This window comes from Variovorax sp. J31P179, from assembly GCF_030316985.1.
GTDB lineage: Bacteria > Pseudomonadota > Gammaproteobacteria > Burkholderiales > Burkholderiaceae_C > Variovorax > Variovorax ginsengisoli_B.
This window is the reverse complement of the sequence record NZ_JASZYL010000029.1, coordinates 1-16,029: the sequence shown is the minus strand read 5'-3', so window position 1 is coordinate 16,029 and position 16,029 is coordinate 1. Positions and strand designations below refer to the sequence as shown.

The window sequence follows — 16,029 nt, the reverse complement described above, 5'->3', positions numbered from 1 at the left end:
TCGACCAGCTTCCCGAGGGCATCCCTCGCGCACGCAGACTTGGTCGAAAGTTGGTCGAAGTCTGATGCAGCGCTCGACCAGCTTCCCGAGGGCATCCCTCGCGCACGCGGACTTGGTCGAAAGCTGGTCGAAGTCTGATGCAGCGCTCGACCAGCTTCCCGAAGGCATGCGTCTGCAAGCTGCGCATGCAATTGACGATCCGAAGTGCCAACCTTGGCCTGGTTCGCACTCACGAGTTCGTAGAGCTTCGTGCTGCTGTCTGGAGCAGCTTGGATGAGCTCTCGACGTCATCGGACAGGTCGGCAGCACGCTTGCGCATGTCGCGCAGGTACATCGCCCGGACGCTGGCGCCTAGGCCCGGGTTGCCGGTCTCCTCGGCCTTCTTCGCTGCCGCGGCCCGCGCATCGTCGTAGCGGTCGCGCAGCATGCGCGCTGTCACCCTGTTGCCGCCTGGGGTCGACAGCAGCATCAGGTGGGTTGCGTGGATCGCCCGGCGCCGCGCCAGCAGTTCGGGCAGCACCGCCGACAGGGAGACGTCGAAATCGGCGTCCTTGCCGGTCTTGCGGGCCGACAGGCGCAGCAGATCGCCGGCCGGCAGCAGCACGGTGCGGGCGTCCGTCAGGCGCATGCCGGTGGCGCTGGCGATGTCCATTCAGTCGCGCAGCACTTGGTCCCCCTCGGCGTAGACGGCATTGAAGAGCGTGTCGGTCACCTCGAATAGGCGCGGGTTCTCGGGATTTTTCCAGTTCTTGACGCCCTCGGCCGGCCAGTGCAGCTTCGTCAGGCCCCAGAGCCGGGCCTTGCCCCAGACGACGGAGAGGAGCGACATCTCGCGGTTGCCCTGGACAGTGGCCCGCTTGGGCGGCGACGTGTCGCCGTTGCGCTTCTTCACCATCCGGCGCGCCAGGTACTCGACGAGGATGGGCAGGGTGACCTCCTCCCAGATCATGCCGCCGAAGACCGCCTCGATGCGCACCAGCTGGCGACCGTAGTTGCGCCGAGTCTCTGGGTCGGCGTATTCGGGCAGTTCCCTCTCGCGCCAGCGGTCGAAGGCCTCCTGCAGGCGCCCGACCACCCGGGGCTTGTGCTCGTGCAGCTCCCGCCATTTCTCGATCGCGACGGCATAGTCGGTGCCCAGCGGGATGTCGGCTTTCCCGTCCGGGCGCATGTCGTAGAACCAGTACGTGTACACCTGGCCCGCGCCGCCCTTGCGGACGTGCGTGCGCAGGCGCGGGTACTTGGTCACCTTAGGCATTCATCGCGCTCCAGTTCGGCCCCGAGGACGAGCGCAGCGGCCAGCCCTCCAGCCAGGCGCGGACGTGCTCACGCGAGACGATAACGCGCTTCCGGTCGACCTTGTGCGGGATGCCCTGCTCGGTGAGCCACTCGTCCTGCTTGCCAGCCTGGGCGCGGTCGGTGCGCGTCGTCGACCTGAAACCGACCTTCGGCGAGTGCTCTGAACAGTGGGTCTTCGACTTTGTCGGGGCCATCTTCGGCGCCTACGACGCAGAGGCCGGCAAGCAGCTGATCCGGGAGTTCTTCCTCCTGATCAGCAAGAAGAACACGAAATCGACCATCGCCGCCGGCATCATGCTGACGGCGGTGATACTGTGCTGGCGCGAGGAAGAGGAACACCTGATCCTGGCGCCGACCAAGGAGGTCGCGGACAACAGTTTCAAGCCGGCGGCCGGCATGGTTCGGGCCGACGAGGAGCTTTCAGCCCTGTTCCATGTGCAGGACCACATCCGGACGATCACGCATCGCGTGTCGCGCGCGTCGCTCAAGGTGGTGGCCGCGGACACTTACACGGTGTCCGGAAAGAAGTCCGGGAAGATCCTGGTCGACGAACACTGGCTGTTCGGCACTCGGAGCAACGCCGAGGGCATGTTCATGGAGGCCACGGGCGGCCAGGGCAACTACCTGTGGGGCATGACCGCACCGTCGAACCTCATGGCCGGCGCCGTGGGCACCCTGTTGGGCTACCCGGTCGTCACCGACGACTTCATGCCCGATACCGGCGCCAACGCCTTGCCGCATCGATGACCTGCCCGATGTCTTCAAGTTCGACGTCTTCGATGGCGCGTACAACTCCGGGGTATCGCAGTCGGTCAAGTGGCTGCAGCGCGCAGTCGGCGCGACGGATGACGGTCAGATCGGGCCGGCGACGATCGCCGCGGCTCAGTCGGCTACGCCTCTGGCTATTGCTCGGTACAACGGGCAGCGACTGCAGTTCATGACGGACCTTGGCACGTTCGGGCAGTTCGGCAAGGGATGGGCTCGGCGCATCGCGTGCAACCTTTCGGCACTGGGGGCGTGATGGAGTGGCAAGCTCTGCTCGAGACAGTGGCGCCCTGGATCGGAACGGCCATCGGCGGCCCGCTCGGCGGCATGGCGCTGTCGGCCGCAGCCAGTGCCCTCGGCATCTCCGACAAGACCGCGGAGGGGCTAAAGGCGGCCTTGGCCGGCACGACGCGCAAATGCTGGCGCTCAAGAAGGCGGATCAGGACTTCGCCTTGCAGATGCAGGCGCTCGGGTTCAAGAGCGAGGCGGATCTCGAGGCGATTGCCGCGGGGGACCGCGACAGCGCCCGCAGGATGCAGGTGGCCGCCGTGTCGATCGTGCCGGCGCTGCTGACCTGCTTCGTGGTCGGCGCGTTTACGGCGACGCTGATCCTGCTGCTCAAGTTCGACGTGCCGGCGACGAATCGCGACATCGTCGTCTACATGATCGGCCAGCTCTCGGGCGGCTTCACCAGCGCGCTGGCGTTCTGGCTTGGGACGACCCGGGACAGTGCGCGCAAGACGGAGCTTCTCGCCGCCTCGCCGCTGGCCACCAAGTAGTTGCAGGCCAGCGGACATGCTCGCGTTCCTTGGCGACGGCCTCCAGAACGGCATCTATCACCAAGTCCTGGTAGATTGCAGGCTTTGCTGCGGTCAAGGACGATCTGCTCCGCGACCCGGACCGTGGTCGGGATCAAACGCTCCGCCTGGACCCGACTCGCCACCGAATCCCGGCGGCCTTGGTGCGCCAGGCGGCGGGAAAGGTCGGCGGGATCCATAAGCGGGCGCCTGACCATAGTAGGGATCGGAGCGCCCCTGGTAGTAAGGTCTGGGGTAGTACCCTTGCCCCCGGGAGTACGTGCCGTTGATGTAAACGGAAGGTGCTCCGACCACGGCCTGGCCGGGCTCCACGTAGTAAGGCTGGGAATACGCCGGGCTACCGTAGTAGGGGCCCGTAGGCACAGCGACGCAACCGCTGAGCATGGTGATGCCACCGATCGCGATGCAAGTTCCAATGAGACGCATTTTGTTCATAAGGGACTCCAGGTCGTTGACTACTACCTGACCAACGCTGCGCAGCGGGCCCTGTTGACAGGGCTTGCTGGAATCCGCGTATCGCGCAGGTAAAGCCTTGTCCAGCATCTACCCGACCCTGCCACCCCCTAGCTAGAGAGGGGGCAGGCTCAAGTCCTGACGCGCTATGCTGGCCTCATGTCCTTCTACGAGCCCAACGGCATCCTGGCCAAGATCCCCGAAGAGCTGATCAGCCGGGCCGGCCAGACGCTTCCTGCGCCTGATGCCAGCAGAGCTGCACGCCGAAATTGATGTCCCGGACATCGGCCTTGTCCGGGTTCGATACCGGCTGATGAGCAGCCGCCACCACAAGCACACCAACTGGTTCTGGGCGGCTTTCTTTGCAGAGTTGATCAACTAGCGCTTGCTCGCCGCGGTCTTGGTCGGCGTGGCGGGTTTCCTCGCGGGCGCGCGCTTGGCCGGTTTCCGCGGCATGTCGACGAAGGACTCAATGAGGCGGACGTGGTGCGCTCGGTCGACGGCGTTTCCTACACCGTGCGAGCGGGTCGCACGCTTGGCGTGGTCGGCGAATCAGGCTGCGGCAAGAGCGTGACCGCGCTGTCGATCCTGCGGCTGGTGCCGACGCCGCCCGGGCGTCACATGGGCGCCGTCCGACTGCGCGGCACCGACCTGATGCAGCTGGGCGAGCGCGAGATGCGTCAGATCCGCGGCAACCGCATCTCGATGATCTTCCAGGAGCCGATGACCTCGCTGAACCCGGTGCTCACCGTGGGCCGGCAGATCGCCGAGACGGTGCAACTGCACCAGAAGGCCAGCCGCGCCGATGCGATGAAGCGCGCGGTCGAGATGCTGCGCGTGGTGCAGATCCCCGAGCCCGAGCGGCGCGTGAACGAGTACCCGCACCAACTCTCGGGCGGCATGCGCCAGCGCGTCATGATCGCGCTGGCCCTGGCCTGCAACCCCGAAGTGCTGATCGCCGACGAGCCGACGACGGCGCTGGACGTGACGATCCAGGCGCAGATCCTCGATCTCATCAAGCGGCTTCAGAAGGAGCTGGGCATGGGCGTGGTGATGATCACGCACGACCTCGGCGTGGTGGCCGAGAGCTGCGACCGCGTGGTCGTGATGTATGCCGGCAGGAAGGTCGAGGAAGCCGACGTGACCGACCTGTTCGACCGGCCGCTGCATCCCTATACGCGCGCGCTGATGGCCTCGATGCCCGGATTGAACACCGCGAGCACGCGGCTCACCGAGATTCCGGGGCTGGTGCCGGCCGCGCACGAGCTGGGACGCGGTTGCGCCTTCGCGGCGCGCTGCAACCAGGCGCGCGAGCGCTGCCGCGTGGAGACGCCGCGGCTGGCGCGGCAGGGCGGCGACCATGTGGTGGCCTGCTTTGCCGTCGAGGAACAATGGGCCGATGCGGCCGGAGCGATGACATGACGACCGCGGCCCCGCTGCTCGAGGTGCGCGATCTGCGCAAGCACTACATCTCTCCCAAGCGCTGGCTGCGGCCCGCGAAGCCGGCGATCCAGGCGGTCGACGGCGTGTCGTTTTCGGTCGCGCGCGGCGAGACGCTCTCGCTGGTCGGCGAATCCGGCTGCGGCAAGACGACCACGGCCAAGTCGGTGCTGCGGCTGGTCGAACCCAGCGCAGGCTCGGTGCGGCTCAACGGCGAGGAGCTGCTGACGCTCCCGGCGAACGAGATGCGCCTGCGCCGTCGCCAGCTGCAGATCATCTTCCAGGACCCGTATGCCTCGCTGAACCCGCGCCTGACGGCCGGCGACATCGTGGCCGAGCCGCTGCGCAACTTCGACATGGACGACGCGGCCGAGCGGCGCGAGCGCGTGCAGTGGCTGTTCTCGCGCGTCGGCCTGCGGCCCGAGGCGGTAAAGAAGTTTCCGCATGAGTTCTCGGGCGGCCAGCGGCAGCGACTGGGCATTGCGCGCGCGCTGGCGCTGAACCCGAAGCTGATCGTCTGCGACGAGCCGGTGTCGGCGCTGGACGTGTCGGTGCAGGCGCAGGTGGTGAACCTGCTGATGGATCTGCAGGCCGAACTGGGCATCGCCTACCTGTTCGTCGCGCACGACCTAGCGGTGGTGCGCCACATCAGCCATCGCGTGGCGGTGATGTACCTCGGCCACATCGTGGAGATCGCGGACCGCGACACGCTGTTCTCGACGCCGCTGCACCCCTACACCGAGATCCTGCTGTCGGCCGTGCCCGTGCCGAATCCGCGCACGCCGGCGCGCCGCATCCTGCTGCAAGGCGATCCGCCGAGCCCCGCCAATCCGCCTTCGGGGTGCCGCTTCCACACGCGCTGCCCGATGGCGCAGGCCGTGTGCAAGGAGAAGACGCCCGAACTGACCGAGCGGCCCTCGTCGTCCAACGGCGGCCACTGGGTGGCCTGCCACTTTCGTTGAACAAGGAATCCCCATGTCCGCCACTCCGACCCACTACGACCTCCTGATCCGCGGCGGCACCGTGATCGACGGCACCAGGGCGCCGCGTTTCGATGCCGACATCGGCATCCTGAACGGCCGCATCGCCGCCATCGGCCAGCTCGCGGGCCACACGGCCGACCAGACCCTGGACGCCGCGGGCCGCATCGTCGCGCCCGGCTTCATCGACTCGCACACGCACGACGACCAGGCCGTGCTGTCGCAGGCGCAGATGCCCTTCAAGGTGTCTCAGGGCGTGACCACGGTGGTGGCGGGCAACTGCGGCATCAGCGCGGCGCCGCTGCGCGCCGACATGGACCTGCCGATGCCGTTGAGCCTGCTCGACTCCCCGGCCGAAGGCCGCTTCACGACCTTCGCAGCGTACCTCGATGCGCTGCGCGCCACGCCCTCGTCGGTGAACGTGGCGGCGATGGTCGGCCATTCGACCTTGCGCGCCGTGGTCATGTCCGACCTCGACCGGCCCGCGAACGATACGGAGATCGCAGCCATGCAGGCGCTGGTCGAGGAAGCCATGCAGGCCGGCGCGATCGGCCTGTCGACCGGCACCTTCTATCCGCCCGCCGTGAAGGCCACGACCGAGGAGATCATCGAGGTCGGCCGCCCGCTCACGGCGCGCAAGGCGCTCTACGTGACGCACATGCGCGACGAAAGCGACCGCGTGATGGAGTCGCTCGAAGAGACCTTCCACATCGGCCGCGCGCTCGGCATCCCGGTGGTGGTGTCGCACCACAAGGTTCAGAACGTGCAGAACTTCGGCAAGACCAAAGTCACGCTGCCCTTCATCAAGGAAGCGATGCAGCACCAGTGCATCGGACTCGACTGCTACCCGTACGCGGCCGGCTCCACCATGATCCGCACCGACCGCGGGATGATGGAAGGCCGCGTGCTGATCGCCTCGAGCGTGCCGCACCCCGAGTGCGCAGGCCGCGACCTGAAGGACATCGCGACCGAATGGGGCGTGTCGGGCGAAGATGCGGCACGGCGGCTTCAGCCCGGCAGCGCGATCTATTTCATGATGGACGAGGACGACGTGCAGCGCGTCCTCGCGTTCGACGAGACCATGATCGGCTCGGACGGCATTCCGCACGGCGAGAAGCCGCATCCGCGGCTGTGGGGCACCTTCCCGCGTGTGCTGGGCCACTACAGCCGCGACATCGGCCTGTTCCCTCTGGAGACGGCGGTGTGGAAGATGACCGGGCTCACGGCGCGCAGCTTCGGCCTGCACGAGCGCGGCACGCTGAAGCCGGGCCACCACGCCGATGTGGTGATCTTCAACCCCGCGACGGTGCGCGACCGCGCGAACTATGAAACGCCGACGCGGCCGGCCGAAGGCATTGACGCGGTGATCGTGAATGGCGTCGTCACTTGGCAGCACGGCGTGCACAGCGGGGCACGCAACGGACAGGTGATCGCGCGCAAGGACGACGAGGAAGCAGAATGAATATCGAACGTTACCCGACTCCCCTGCCTGTTCCGTTCTCGAAGGCCGTGCGTGCAGGTGGCTTTCTTTTCCTCTCGGGCGTGCTCGCGATGGATGCGCAGTCCAACATCGTCGAGGGCGGCATCCAGGCCCAGACGAAGACCGTGTTAGAACGCGTGGCCCTCACGCTCGGCGAATGCGGCGCGCGCATGAGCGACGTGGTGCGCGTCACCGTGTGGCTTGCGGACCTGGGCGAGTTCGCCGCGTTCAACGAGGAATACGCGAAGCATTTCGCGGGTGCCCTGCCCACGCGCTCGACCGTGCAGGCCGAGCTCTACAAAGGAGCGCGTGTCGAGATCGAGGTACAGGCCTGGGTGGACTGATATGAGGCGCGCTACTCGGGCGTGGCCACGTTCCGCTGCGCCTCAGGCGGCCCGATGCCGGCTGCTGGGTCAGGTCGATGGGACTCGCATAGACGACGACAACGCTGTCGCTTTGCTGGCCCGCTATGGAGAGCATCACAATCCTGGGGGTGTGCGGTGCAGCAAAGTAAGCTTTGGAGATGGAAGCCGGAGCATCTTCTCGACAGGAGGTCCTGCGGCTGCGCGCAGTGCTGCGCAGCATCAGCCCGCTGATCTGGCGGCGACTTCTGGTGCGCGGCGATACCAGCGTCGCCCGGCTTCACCGGATCCTGCAGGTCGCGTTCGGCTGGCAGGACATGCACCTTCATCGCTTCGAGATTTGCGGTCGCGAGTACGGAGTCCATCAGGAAGGCGGCGTGTTCTTCGACACCGACGCGCACGAAGTCCCGATCGGACAACTGAAGCTGCGGCGCCTTGAGCGATTCCCTACGAATACGACTTCGGCGATCTGTGGGTGCACGACCTGCGCATCGAGACGACCTTGCCGCTGGATCCCAAGCTGGTGTACCCGGTATGCATCGCAGGCCGGCGCGCCGCACCCCCAGAGGATTGCGGCGGTCCGCATGCGTTCATGGCCACTCGGTTCGAGTACACCCTGATCGGCGAGAGCAGGTCCCGCCAAGAGTTCGAGGATCTTCTCGACGATGAGGTGGACGACGAGGAATGGGCCATCTTGCGCCACTACCACCCCGACCGCTTCGATCGGCGCGCCGTGAACAGAAGGCTCGCCGCGTTGGCTGCGCCATCACAGGAAAGGTGGGTCCCATGAGAGCCATCGTTCAGATTCGCATTGAGGGCGCCGCGTCGCGCCCCTTCACCGTGCCACTTCACACCATCGATCGTCGATGTGACCAGGTGCAGAACGTCGGACTCGCCCTGGGCGACACCAAGACCATCCTCGCAACCCTTCAGCAAGCGTTTGTCTAAGAGCAGCTGGATGGCTACCTGTCCGACCGCAGGGCCTGTCCGCATTGTGCCAAGCCGCGCGCGGTCAAAGGCTACCACCCGCTACGCTTTCGCACCGCCTTCGGGGAAATCGACTTGCGCAGCCCCCGTTGGCGCCGCTGCCGCTTCGAGCAATCCCGGGAGGCTACGTTCTCTCCGCTCAGCGAACTGCTGACGGTGCACACGACCCCAGAACTGACATACCTGTAGGCCAAGTGGGCCGCGCAAGTCTCCTTCGCAGCGGTCGGTGCGCTGTTGCATGATGTGTTGCCCGTCGACCAGGGGTGCATCCGGAAGCGATTCGTCGGCACGTTCTGGACACCGCGGAGCGACTCGAAGCGCAGCTCGGCCCGGAGCAGTTCACCTACGACGGCGGCTCCCAGCGCGAGATCGAAGCCTCGCCGGAACCTGCCGCTCCCATCACGGTGGGGCTGGACGGAGGCTACATTCGAGGTCGCGATCGCCTGCCGGGTGCCAACGGATGCTTGGAGGTCATCGCCGGAAAGAGCATCCCGCACGAAGGTGCGGCGAAAGTCTTCGCCTTCGTTCATCGGATAGACCGCAAACCGAAGCGGAGGCTGCGCGCCGTGCTCGAGTCGCAAGGCATTCTCCCCCGACAGCACATCACGTTCCTGTGTGACGGCGGCGACACCGTGCGCGAGCTTGGCGCCTTCCTGCATCCGCGATCCGAGCACGTTCTGGATTGGTTCCACGTGGCCATGCGCATCGAGCAGCTCTTGCAAACGGCACGCGGCTGGCAAGGCTCGGAGAAGGAAAACCTCCTCAAGGGCTCCGAACGCGTCAAATGGTTCCTGTGGCATGGAAACGCGATCCGCGCCGACGAAACCTTGTACGACCTGGTCGAGGAAGTCGAAGGCGTGCTCGAGCAGGACAGGCAAGCTGGGCGGCCGCCTTCGGTCGTGCTCAAGAAACTTGATCGGGCGCTGGGTGAATTCGCGACCTACGTCGACAACAACGCCGGCGCCATCGTCAACTACGGAGAGCGGTACCGGTGCGGGGAGCGCATTGCAACCGGCTTCGTTGAATCCGCGGTCAACCAGGTGATCTCCAAGCGGTTCGTGAAAAAGCAGCAGATCCGCTGGACGCCGCGCGGCGCGCATCTGCTCCTCCAGGTTCGCACCCAGGTCCTCAATGACGAGCTACGCGCATCCTTCGAGAGGTGGTATCCGGGTTTCGGAGCTCAGGATCAAGCGCCGCTCGCGGCGTAGGCGGTGGAGCAAGGATCCTGCACTGCACACCCCCCAGGATTGTGATGCTCTCCTTGCTGGAGCGCTCCATGAAATCCGCTGACAAAGTGCCGTCTTCCAAAGTACCCAAGGTGTCGAAGGCCTTGATGCCGTTGAAGCTGCTCGACCCCGGCCAACTGTCTGGCATGGCCGAGGAAGCCGCCCAGGACTTGATGGCCGAGGGCGAATCCGACAACACCCGGCTGGCGTACCGCGCCGCCAGGCGCTACTGGGCCGCCTGGTTCGGCGCGCGCTACGGGCGGCAGATGGCGCTGCCGGTCGCAGTCCCCGTGGTCGTCCAGTTCATCGTCGACCACGCTCAGCGCTCGACCAAGGCCGGCCTCGAGCACCAGCTGCCGCCCGAGATCGACCAGGCGCTGGTGGAAGCCGGCTTCAAGGGAAAACTGGGCGCGCCGGCCCTGAACACCCTGATGCACCGGATTTCCGTGCTCTCGATGGCGCACCACGTTTCCAAGCAAACTAATCCATGCGTGGACCCCGCGGTCAAGGCGCTGCTGAGCAAGACCAGAAAAGCCTACGCCAAGCGCAACGCCCTGCCCCACAAGCAACGTGCGCTCACGAAAGAGCCGCTCGAGGCGGTGCTGGAGACTTGCGACGACTCGCTCAAGGGCAAGCGCGACCGTGCCCTCCTCCTCTTCGCCTGGGCCTCGGGCGGGCGCCGACGCTCGGAAGTCTCTGAGGCTGTGTTCGAGAACCTGCACCGTGGTGATGAGGGCGCCTATCTGTACACGCTGGCGAGCTCGAAGACGAACCACAACGGGAAGATCCGCCCGGAAGACGTGAAGCCGGTGATCGGATCGGCCGCCGTGGCGCTCGAGGCCTGGCTCAAAGCCAGCGGCATCAACTCGGGCCCCCTCTTCCGACGCATCCTCAAGAACGGCAAGCTAGGCACCGACGGGCTCTCCGGGACGGCGGTGCGGGACATTGTGAAGGCGCGGTGTGCGCTCGCAGGGGTGGGAGAGGATTTCTCGGCCCACTCGCTGCGGTCGGGGTTCGTGACCGAGGCGGGTCGGCAGAACATGCCGTTGCAGGAGACGATGGCGATGACCGGTCATCGAAGCACGGACACCGTTGCGGGTACTTCCGCACTGGAGCCGCCCAGGTGAGCGCGGTGGCAAGGATGATGGACTCGGGCAAGCAGAAGTCCGACAAAGCTTGAGCGGCGCTATGTGCCCGGAGATGTCCGGTGTTCAACGCCGAAGCTGGCGGAGCCAAGCGTCGACAGAGACGTTAGACCGATAATCGAATCAGTCCATTTGTGCGCGCCATCGGGCCTCGCAGGGTCGAGGCCGGGAAGCAAGAGCCGTTCGGCGCGAACGCCAACCGATGGTGACAAACATGAGCATTCCAGTCGAATTGCAAAACCTGGCGGAGGTCATGACGCGGTACCGCTTTGCCTACCTGCTGACCGCCAGCGCGCATGGCGCCCCGCATGCGGTCGCAGTGGTGCCGAGGCTGGAAGGTAGCGTATTGGTGATTGACGGCATCGGCCGCCGCACACGCGACAACCTGATCCAGCAGCCCGCCGTCGGGCTCATCTGGCCGCCGCGGGAGGAGTCCGATTACTCCCTGATCGTCGACGGGCAAGCAGCCCCGGATGGCGAACTCCTGCGGATCACGCCGAGCCGAGCGGTGCTGCATCGACCCGCGCGCCGACCCGACCCGACCGAACAGGGGGCCTGCGGATCGGATTGCGTAGAACTGAAGGTGCCAACCGTTGCTACAGACGTCGGCCTCCCCTGATTCCGGTGCCGCCGCAGCGCCGTTCGCCGCGGGCACGGTCCATCGATGCAACTCCAGCCGCGACGGCTCCAGCCTCGAACTCGGATAGCGGGCCTGCAAGAAGGGGTGCTCGTACTTTCAGTCCGGAATGACACGGTCTTCCCGGAAATCTTCTCTGAAATCAGTGACTTGCGAATCCGGTCTATGCGCGAAAACTAGTCAACGTGCAACTCCTTGTCGCACAACGACTTTTCGACTCGAAGCGCACTGATTTGCAAGAAAAGTACGATCACCCCTACCCGGAGTGGCTGTTCGGCAACTTCAACCGTTCCGCCATCCGCGCGATCGTTCGCGGTTCGAGGCACGGCCTGGAGCGCACCGGTCCGGCCGGCTTGGCAACACGCGGCGCACCTTGTTCCGACGAGGCTAGCGCGACAAACCGCGTTCCATCATCATCTCTTCGCCCTAATGCAGGTCGAGGTCGACACAAAGGCGATCAGAACCTTCGGTGAATTCACTCGACTTGCATCGTCGCGCGGCCTGAGCCGCACGATCATCAGTCCACCGCTTCTGGGTCGCGATGATGCCCAGCGGATACCCGCGCCGATCCAGCGACTGGCGCAGGACGATCCGGCTGGCGAAGCGCTCGATGCCGATGTCGTCTTCCAGCATCTTTTCCATCAGCTCCTGAAAATAGCCCACGCCGGGCGCCACGATCTTCAGCAGGTAGTCGTAGCCGCCGCTGACGTTGTAGCACTCGACGATCTCCTCGTACTTCCCGGCAGCTGCCTCGAATTTGCGGAAATCATCTGGTCGGTGGCTGCTGATGGTGACCTCCGAGAACACGATGACGTACTCCCCCAGCTTTTCCAGCGCGATGTCGGCGCTGTAGCCCCGGATCAGTCCGGTCTCCTGCAGCCGCTTGGTGCGCAGAAGACACGGGCTGGGGTTGAGGCCTATCGACTCGGCCAGATCGACGTTCGAGCAGCGCCCCTCCCGCTGCAGATTTACCATGATCTTGAGGTCGAACCGGTCGAACGCAACTGCTGATCTCATGGGGCGATCGTACTGTCAAGTCGATTCCGGCGACTAGCGCCGCGCCTGGGTGAGCGATTCGTCGAGGGCCTCGATCACCATGCCGGCCTGCTCCGCCGAGAGCACCAGCGGCGGACGGATCTTGAGCACGTTGTGTCCCTGGGCGCAGGCGCTGAGCAGCACGCCTTTGTCGCGCATCAGGTTGACCACCCGGCTGGTGAGGCCGCGGTCCGGCGCCCGCGTCGTCCGGTCCGACACGAGCTCGACGCCGACGAAGAGCCCTGTCCCCCGTACGTCGCCGATGGCCTCGTGCTTAGCGACGAGCCCGGCGATGCCGTCGAGCAGCACCTTGCCGATCTTGGCTGCATGTGGCGCCAGTCGGTCCCGTTCAATGGTCTCCAGCACTGCCAGGGCCGCTGCGCACGAGACCGTGTTGCCGGCGAAGGTGTTGAAGTAGCGGGACTTCTTGCCGAATTCTGCCAGCGCGTCGGCTGTCGCGAGGAGGCCCGCGATCGGCTGGCCGTTGCCCATCGGCTTGCCCAGGGTGACGATGTCGGGAACGAGGCCGTGGCGCTGGAAGCCCCACATGTGCTCGCCGGTGCGGCCGAAGCCGGGCTGCACCTCGTCGGCGATGAACAGGCCGCCAACGCGCTTGATCGCCTCGACGGCTCCCTCCAGGAAGCCCGCAGGCTCGGGCAGGATGCCGTCGCTGGTGAAGAGCGAATCGACGATCAAGGCTGCTGGCTTGATGCCGTGGCGCTGCAGGTCGGCGATGGCCGCCTCGACGTCGCGCGTGAAGCGCTCGCCGAGGTCCGCGCCTTCGGCGTGGTACTTGCGCGGCGCCGGCACCAGGCGAACGTGCGGACCGAGGTCGACGCTCACGCCCAGCGACGGCGAGAACTGCGACACGGCGTCGGTGATGCCGTGGTAGGCCGTGTCGGTGACGATCACACCCGTACCGCCGGTGCGCACCTTGGCGATGCGATAGGCCAGGTCATTGGCCTCGCTGCCGGTGCAAGTCAGCATCAGGTGGGCCAGGTCGGTGCCGGGCACGCTGGCGAGCAGGCGCTCGGCCAGCTCGAGGATGGTGTCGTGCAGGTAGCGCGTGTTGGTCGCGAGCGTGTTCACCTGGCGGCAGATCGCCTCGGTCACCGCAGGGTGACAGTGACCGAGCGAGGTGACGTTGTTGTAGACGTCGAGGTAGCGGCGGCCTTGCGGGTCGATCAGCCAAACGCCATCACCCCGAACGATGTGCAGCGGGTGTTCGTACATCAGCCGGTAGGCCGGGCCGAGTAGCGCATTGCGCCGCTCGATCATGGCCTCGGTGGCGGTCCCGACGTTGGCACGGCCTGGGATGTAGGCGTTGACCATGTTGAAGTCAGCGGTGGCTTTCATGAGAAGGTTCCGTTTCGTTTTGGGGTCAATAAGCGGTCGCGTGCGTCGTGGCGGGAGAGGTCTGCCATCTGCGACAGCGCCTCCCAGGCCGCGGGGTTGTGGCGCATGATGTAGGCGCGGTTTTCTGGGTAGCGTAGGGCGCGCCACTCCGAGATCAACGCCGTGATGAGGTGGCGCGTCGCCATGAGGTCGGCGACGACGTCCTGCTCCAGCTCGGTCAGCGGCAGGACGGCCTGGTAGGCGCCGACGAACTGCGCCGGTCCCTCAAACGGGTCGGCGCTGCCGGTCATGTGGAAGGCGGCAGCCGTCGCCATCTCGCCGACCAGTGGCGCATGCAGCATGTCGCCGAAGTCGATGATGCCGGTGATGCGCGCCTGGTCGTTCGGCGCGACCAGCACGTTGTAGAGGTGGTAGTCATTGTGGATCACCTGCGCCCTCAACGACGCGAGGCGGGGCAGCACATGGTCGGTGAAGCGTGTCATGAACGACTGGGCCAGCGCGCGGCGTGGTTTTTCGACCAGGCTGTCGAACTGCACGGTCAGACGGTGCGCGGCCGACACGTTCCACAGCAGGTCGTGCGTAGCCGCAGGGTGAGTGAAGCCTTGCAGGGCGAGGTCCAGTTCGGCGAGCCCCTTGCCCATCGCCGCGCGCTGAGCGGCGGTGCGCGGTGTCTCCCGGATCTGGATGCCTTCCAGGTAGCTCAGCATGCGCACGGTGGTGCGGGTGCCGTCGGCGAGCTCCACGGTGTCACGCGGGCGGCCGTCCAGCGTCCGCACGACGCGGGGGACCGGCTGGCTGGGCGACGTGCGGGCGATGTGCTCAAGGGCGGCGATCTGGAAATCCACCAGCGACAACGGCTCGGAGGGGTTGCTGATCTTGAACACGTAGCGCGTACCGTCAGCGGACTCCACGGCGCAATTCTGGTCGCGCTCGCCAGCCAGCGACTTCACACTGCCGTCGATCCCATAGAGGCGCGCCACGAGCGCCTGCACCTCGGCTGGCGCCAGGTCGGGCGCTGCCGTGCTCAGCGCAGCGGCCTCGCTTGGGTGGACCTCAGGCGTCGCGCCCTGAGGTCCCAGGTGGGGGTCAAGCATGAGCATCAGAGTCCGAGCAGTGCAGGAAGCTGACGAACGTCAGTCAAGCGGCTCACGCCGTATTCGGTCGACGTAGGCTCGTGACCGACCCCGGTCGATGAAGGCTTTGGCCATGAAGCCCAGGTCGGACGCCGTCATCAGGTCATATCGGAAGCTCGACGAGACATGCATCATCTGGCCGGGCCCACAGCCGAGCTGGTCGAACATGTATTCGAAGGCTTGCGTGCGTGGCTTGTACGCGCGTGCTTCCTCGGCCGTGTAGACCGCGTGGAAAGGGGCCTTCAGGTGTGCGACGCTGTGAGGGATGAGGTCGACCATCGAGTTCGACAGGATCACCAGCGGCACGCGCGGTGCGATCGCCTCCAGCACCTCGACCACGTTCGGGTGCGGCTGCCAGGTCGGCACCGCGTCGTATAGAGAGCGCGTATCCGATGCCAGGCATTCGATGCCGTGCGCCTTGCAGGCACGTTGGATCGAGTTCCCCACTACGTCGTAAAAGGGCTTCCAGTCGCCCAGTACCTCGTCGAGGCGATAGGCCTTGAAACTGTTCAGGAAGGCCGACATCCGGTCGGCCGACACGCGGTCCTTGAACAGGACTTTTGCTGTTGGGCCCATCTCGAAGTTGATGAGCGTTCCATAGCAATCGAAGCCGATGAATTTTGGTTTGAATATCATGGGATGACCCGCTGCGTTGAGATGGAATAAGTCTAGGGTTGCTCCCCTGACAGGAGATGCCATATCGCAGTGAAACCCGCGCAGTTTCTTTTTCAATCTGCAGGGGGCTTGGCATTTTCGAGTGGTGCTTTTCGCGAATGCCAGATGAGCGTGGCCGGAACTAAATGAATAGGGAAACGCTGATCAATAGGTCGCTGCGGGCACGGCCCGTGCATGCGTGAAGACATCGCAAGTCACAGCACCACCGAGATGAACCAACGCAGTTTTGCCAGCGCCGAGT

General features: G+C 65.6%; 17 protein-coding genes and 3 pseudogenes. 14 read left to right on the top strand and 6 right to left on the bottom strand.

Features of this window, described 5'->3' with window-relative positions:
- Window positions 1-229: 229 nt before the first annotated feature.
- Both QTI17_RS34305 and QTI17_RS34300 read right to left on the bottom strand, forming a co-directional pair.
- Window positions 230-652: a hypothetical protein gene (locus tag QTI17_RS34305; protein WP_286538611.1), complete on the bottom strand. Its 423-nt coding sequence runs from the start codon at window positions 650-652 to the stop codon at window positions 230-232.
- Entirely contained in the window at window positions 653-1,255 is a 603-nt protein-coding gene (locus QTI17_RS34300) for a hypothetical protein (RefSeq protein ID WP_286538610.1), read from the bottom strand.
- A gap of 158 nt (window positions 1,256-1,413) precedes the next feature.
- Here QTI17_RS34300 and QTI17_RS34295 point away from each other — a divergent pair.
- From QTI17_RS34295 to QTI17_RS34235, 14 genes and pseudogenes are all read left to right on the top strand, one after another.
- Window positions 1,414-1,911, top strand: a pseudogene (locus tag QTI17_RS34295) (terminase large subunit domain-containing protein); the annotation flags it as partial.
- A complete protein-coding gene (locus QTI17_RS35200; protein ID WP_353506759.1) occupies window positions 1,885-2,043 on the top strand; it encodes a phage major capsid protein in 159 nt (52 codons plus the stop codon). The pseudogene QTI17_RS34295 and the gene QTI17_RS35200, both read left to right, overlap by 27 nt.
- Entirely contained in the window at window positions 2,012-2,317 is a 306-nt protein-coding gene (locus QTI17_RS34285; RefSeq protein ID WP_353506758.1) for a putative peptidoglycan-binding domain-containing protein, read from the top strand. Before QTI17_RS35200 ends, QTI17_RS34285 begins: the two co-directional genes overlap by 32 nt.
- A gap of 160 nt (window positions 2,318-2,477) precedes the next feature.
- Window positions 2,478-2,840: a hypothetical protein gene (locus QTI17_RS34280; protein ID WP_286538608.1), complete on the top strand. Its 363-nt coding sequence runs from the start codon at window positions 2,478-2,480 to the stop codon at window positions 2,838-2,840.
- Between the two features lie 975 nt (window positions 2,841-3,815).
- A complete protein-coding gene (locus QTI17_RS34275; RefSeq protein WP_286538606.1) occupies window positions 3,816-4,754 on the top strand; it encodes an ABC transporter ATP-binding protein in 939 nt (312 codons plus the stop codon).
- Window positions 4,751-5,734: an ABC transporter ATP-binding protein gene (locus tag QTI17_RS34270; RefSeq protein ID WP_286538603.1), complete on the top strand. Its 984-nt coding sequence runs from the start codon at window positions 4,751-4,753 to the stop codon at window positions 5,732-5,734. Before QTI17_RS34275 ends, QTI17_RS34270 begins: the two co-directional genes overlap by 4 nt.
- A 13-nt stretch (window positions 5,735-5,747) precedes the next feature.
- Window positions 5,748-7,214: an N-acyl-D-amino-acid deacylase family protein gene (locus QTI17_RS34265; RefSeq protein WP_286538601.1), complete on the top strand. Its 1,467-nt coding sequence runs from the start codon at window positions 5,748-5,750 to the stop codon at window positions 7,212-7,214.
- Window positions 7,211-7,576 (top strand): RidA family protein, encoded by a 366-nt coding sequence (locus QTI17_RS34260; protein WP_286538600.1) that lies wholly within the window; start codon window positions 7,211-7,213, stop codon window positions 7,574-7,576. The genes QTI17_RS34265 and QTI17_RS34260 overlap by 4 nt, the downstream gene beginning before the upstream one ends.
- A gap of 179 nt (window positions 7,577-7,755) precedes the next feature.
- Window positions 7,756-7,953: pseudogene (locus QTI17_RS35195) on the top strand (plasmid pRiA4b ORF-3 family protein); the annotation flags it as partial.
- A gap of 83 nt (window positions 7,954-8,036) precedes the next feature.
- Window positions 8,037-8,384: an IS1096 element passenger TnpR family protein gene (locus tag QTI17_RS34255; RefSeq protein ID WP_286538636.1), complete on the top strand. Its 348-nt coding sequence runs from the start codon at window positions 8,037-8,039 to the stop codon at window positions 8,382-8,384.
- Window positions 8,381-8,542: a hypothetical protein gene (locus tag QTI17_RS34250; protein ID WP_286538598.1), complete on the top strand. Its 162-nt coding sequence runs from the start codon at window positions 8,381-8,383 to the stop codon at window positions 8,540-8,542. The genes QTI17_RS34255 and QTI17_RS34250 overlap by 4 nt, the downstream gene beginning before the upstream one ends.
- Window positions 8,543-8,844: 302 nt before the next feature.
- Complete coding sequence (locus QTI17_RS34245; RefSeq protein WP_286538596.1) at window positions 8,845-9,789, top strand: ISKra4 family transposase; 945 nt, start codon at window positions 8,845-8,847, stop codon at window positions 9,787-9,789.
- Window positions 9,790-9,857: 68 nt separating this feature from the next.
- Complete coding sequence (locus QTI17_RS34240) at window positions 9,858-10,934, top strand: site-specific integrase (protein WP_353506756.1); 1,077 nt, start codon at window positions 9,858-9,860, stop codon at window positions 10,932-10,934.
- A 232-nt stretch (window positions 10,935-11,166) separates the two neighbouring features.
- Window positions 11,167-11,571: a hypothetical protein gene (locus QTI17_RS34235; RefSeq protein ID WP_286538594.1), complete on the top strand. Its 405-nt coding sequence runs from the start codon at window positions 11,167-11,169 to the stop codon at window positions 11,569-11,571.
- A gap of 444 nt (window positions 11,572-12,015) precedes the next feature.
- Here the strand turns inward: QTI17_RS34235 and QTI17_RS34230 are convergent, their stop codons facing one another.
- The 4 genes and pseudogenes from QTI17_RS34230 to QTI17_RS34215 all read right to left on the bottom strand — a co-directional run bounded on the left by QTI17_RS34230 (window position 12,016) and on the right by QTI17_RS34215 (window position 15,749).
- A complete protein-coding gene (locus tag QTI17_RS34230) occupies window positions 12,016-12,606 on the bottom strand; it encodes an Lrp/AsnC family transcriptional regulator (RefSeq protein WP_503011163.1) in 591 nt (196 codons plus the stop codon).
- A gap of 33 nt (window positions 12,607-12,639) precedes the next feature.
- Complete coding sequence (locus tag QTI17_RS34225) at window positions 12,640-13,980, bottom strand: aspartate aminotransferase family protein (protein WP_286538593.1); 1,341 nt, start codon at window positions 13,978-13,980, stop codon at window positions 12,640-12,642.
- A complete protein-coding gene (locus QTI17_RS34220) occupies window positions 13,977-15,080 on the bottom strand; it encodes a phosphotransferase (RefSeq protein ID WP_286538590.1) in 1,104 nt (367 codons plus the stop codon). Before QTI17_RS34220 ends, QTI17_RS34225 begins: the two co-directional genes overlap by 4 nt.
- A pseudogene (locus tag QTI17_RS34215) lies at window positions 15,080-15,749 on the bottom strand (haloacid dehalogenase type II). Before QTI17_RS34215 ends, QTI17_RS34220 begins: the two are co-directional and overlap by 1 nt.
- Window positions 15,750-16,029: the final 280 nt, after the last annotated feature.

Coding starts and splice junctions, on each gene's coding strand:
- QTI17_RS34305 (WP_286538611.1), bottom strand. CDS start 652: ATGGACATCGCCAGCGCCACCGGCATGCGCCTGACGGACGCCCGCACC.
- QTI17_RS34300 (WP_286538610.1), bottom strand. CDS start 1,255: ATGCCTAAGGTGACCAAGTACCCGCGCCTGCGCACGCACGTCCGCAAG.
- QTI17_RS35200 (WP_353506759.1), top strand. CDS start 1,885: ATGTTCATGGAGGCCACGGGCGGCCAGGGCAACTACCTGTGGGGCATG.
- QTI17_RS34280 (WP_286538608.1), top strand. CDS start 2,478: ATGCTGGCGCTCAAGAAGGCGGATCAGGACTTCGCCTTGCAGATGCAG.
- QTI17_RS34270 (WP_286538603.1), top strand. CDS start 4,751: ATGACGACCGCGGCCCCGCTGCTCGAGGTGCGCGATCTGCGCAAGCAC.
- QTI17_RS34265 (WP_286538601.1), top strand. CDS start 5,748: ATGTCCGCCACTCCGACCCACTACGACCTCCTGATCCGCGGCGGCACC.
- QTI17_RS34260 (WP_286538600.1), top strand. CDS start 7,211: ATGAATATCGAACGTTACCCGACTCCCCTGCCTGTTCCGTTCTCGAAG.
- QTI17_RS34250 (WP_286538598.1), top strand. CDS start 8,381: ATGAGAGCCATCGTTCAGATTCGCATTGAGGGCGCCGCGTCGCGCCCC.
- QTI17_RS34240 (WP_353506756.1), top strand. CDS start 9,858: ATGAAATCCGCTGACAAAGTGCCGTCTTCCAAAGTACCCAAGGTGTCG.
- QTI17_RS34235 (WP_286538594.1), top strand. CDS start 11,167: ATGAGCATTCCAGTCGAATTGCAAAACCTGGCGGAGGTCATGACGCGG.
- QTI17_RS34230 (WP_503011163.1), bottom strand. CDS start 12,606: ATGAGATCAGCAGTTGCGTTCGACCGGTTCGACCTCAAGATCATGGTA.
- QTI17_RS34225 (WP_286538593.1), bottom strand. CDS start 13,980: ATGAAAGCCACCGCTGACTTCAACATGGTCAACGCCTACATCCCAGGC.
- QTI17_RS34220 (WP_286538590.1), bottom strand. CDS start 15,080: ATGCTCATGCTTGACCCCCACCTGGGACCTCAGGGCGCGACGCCTGAG.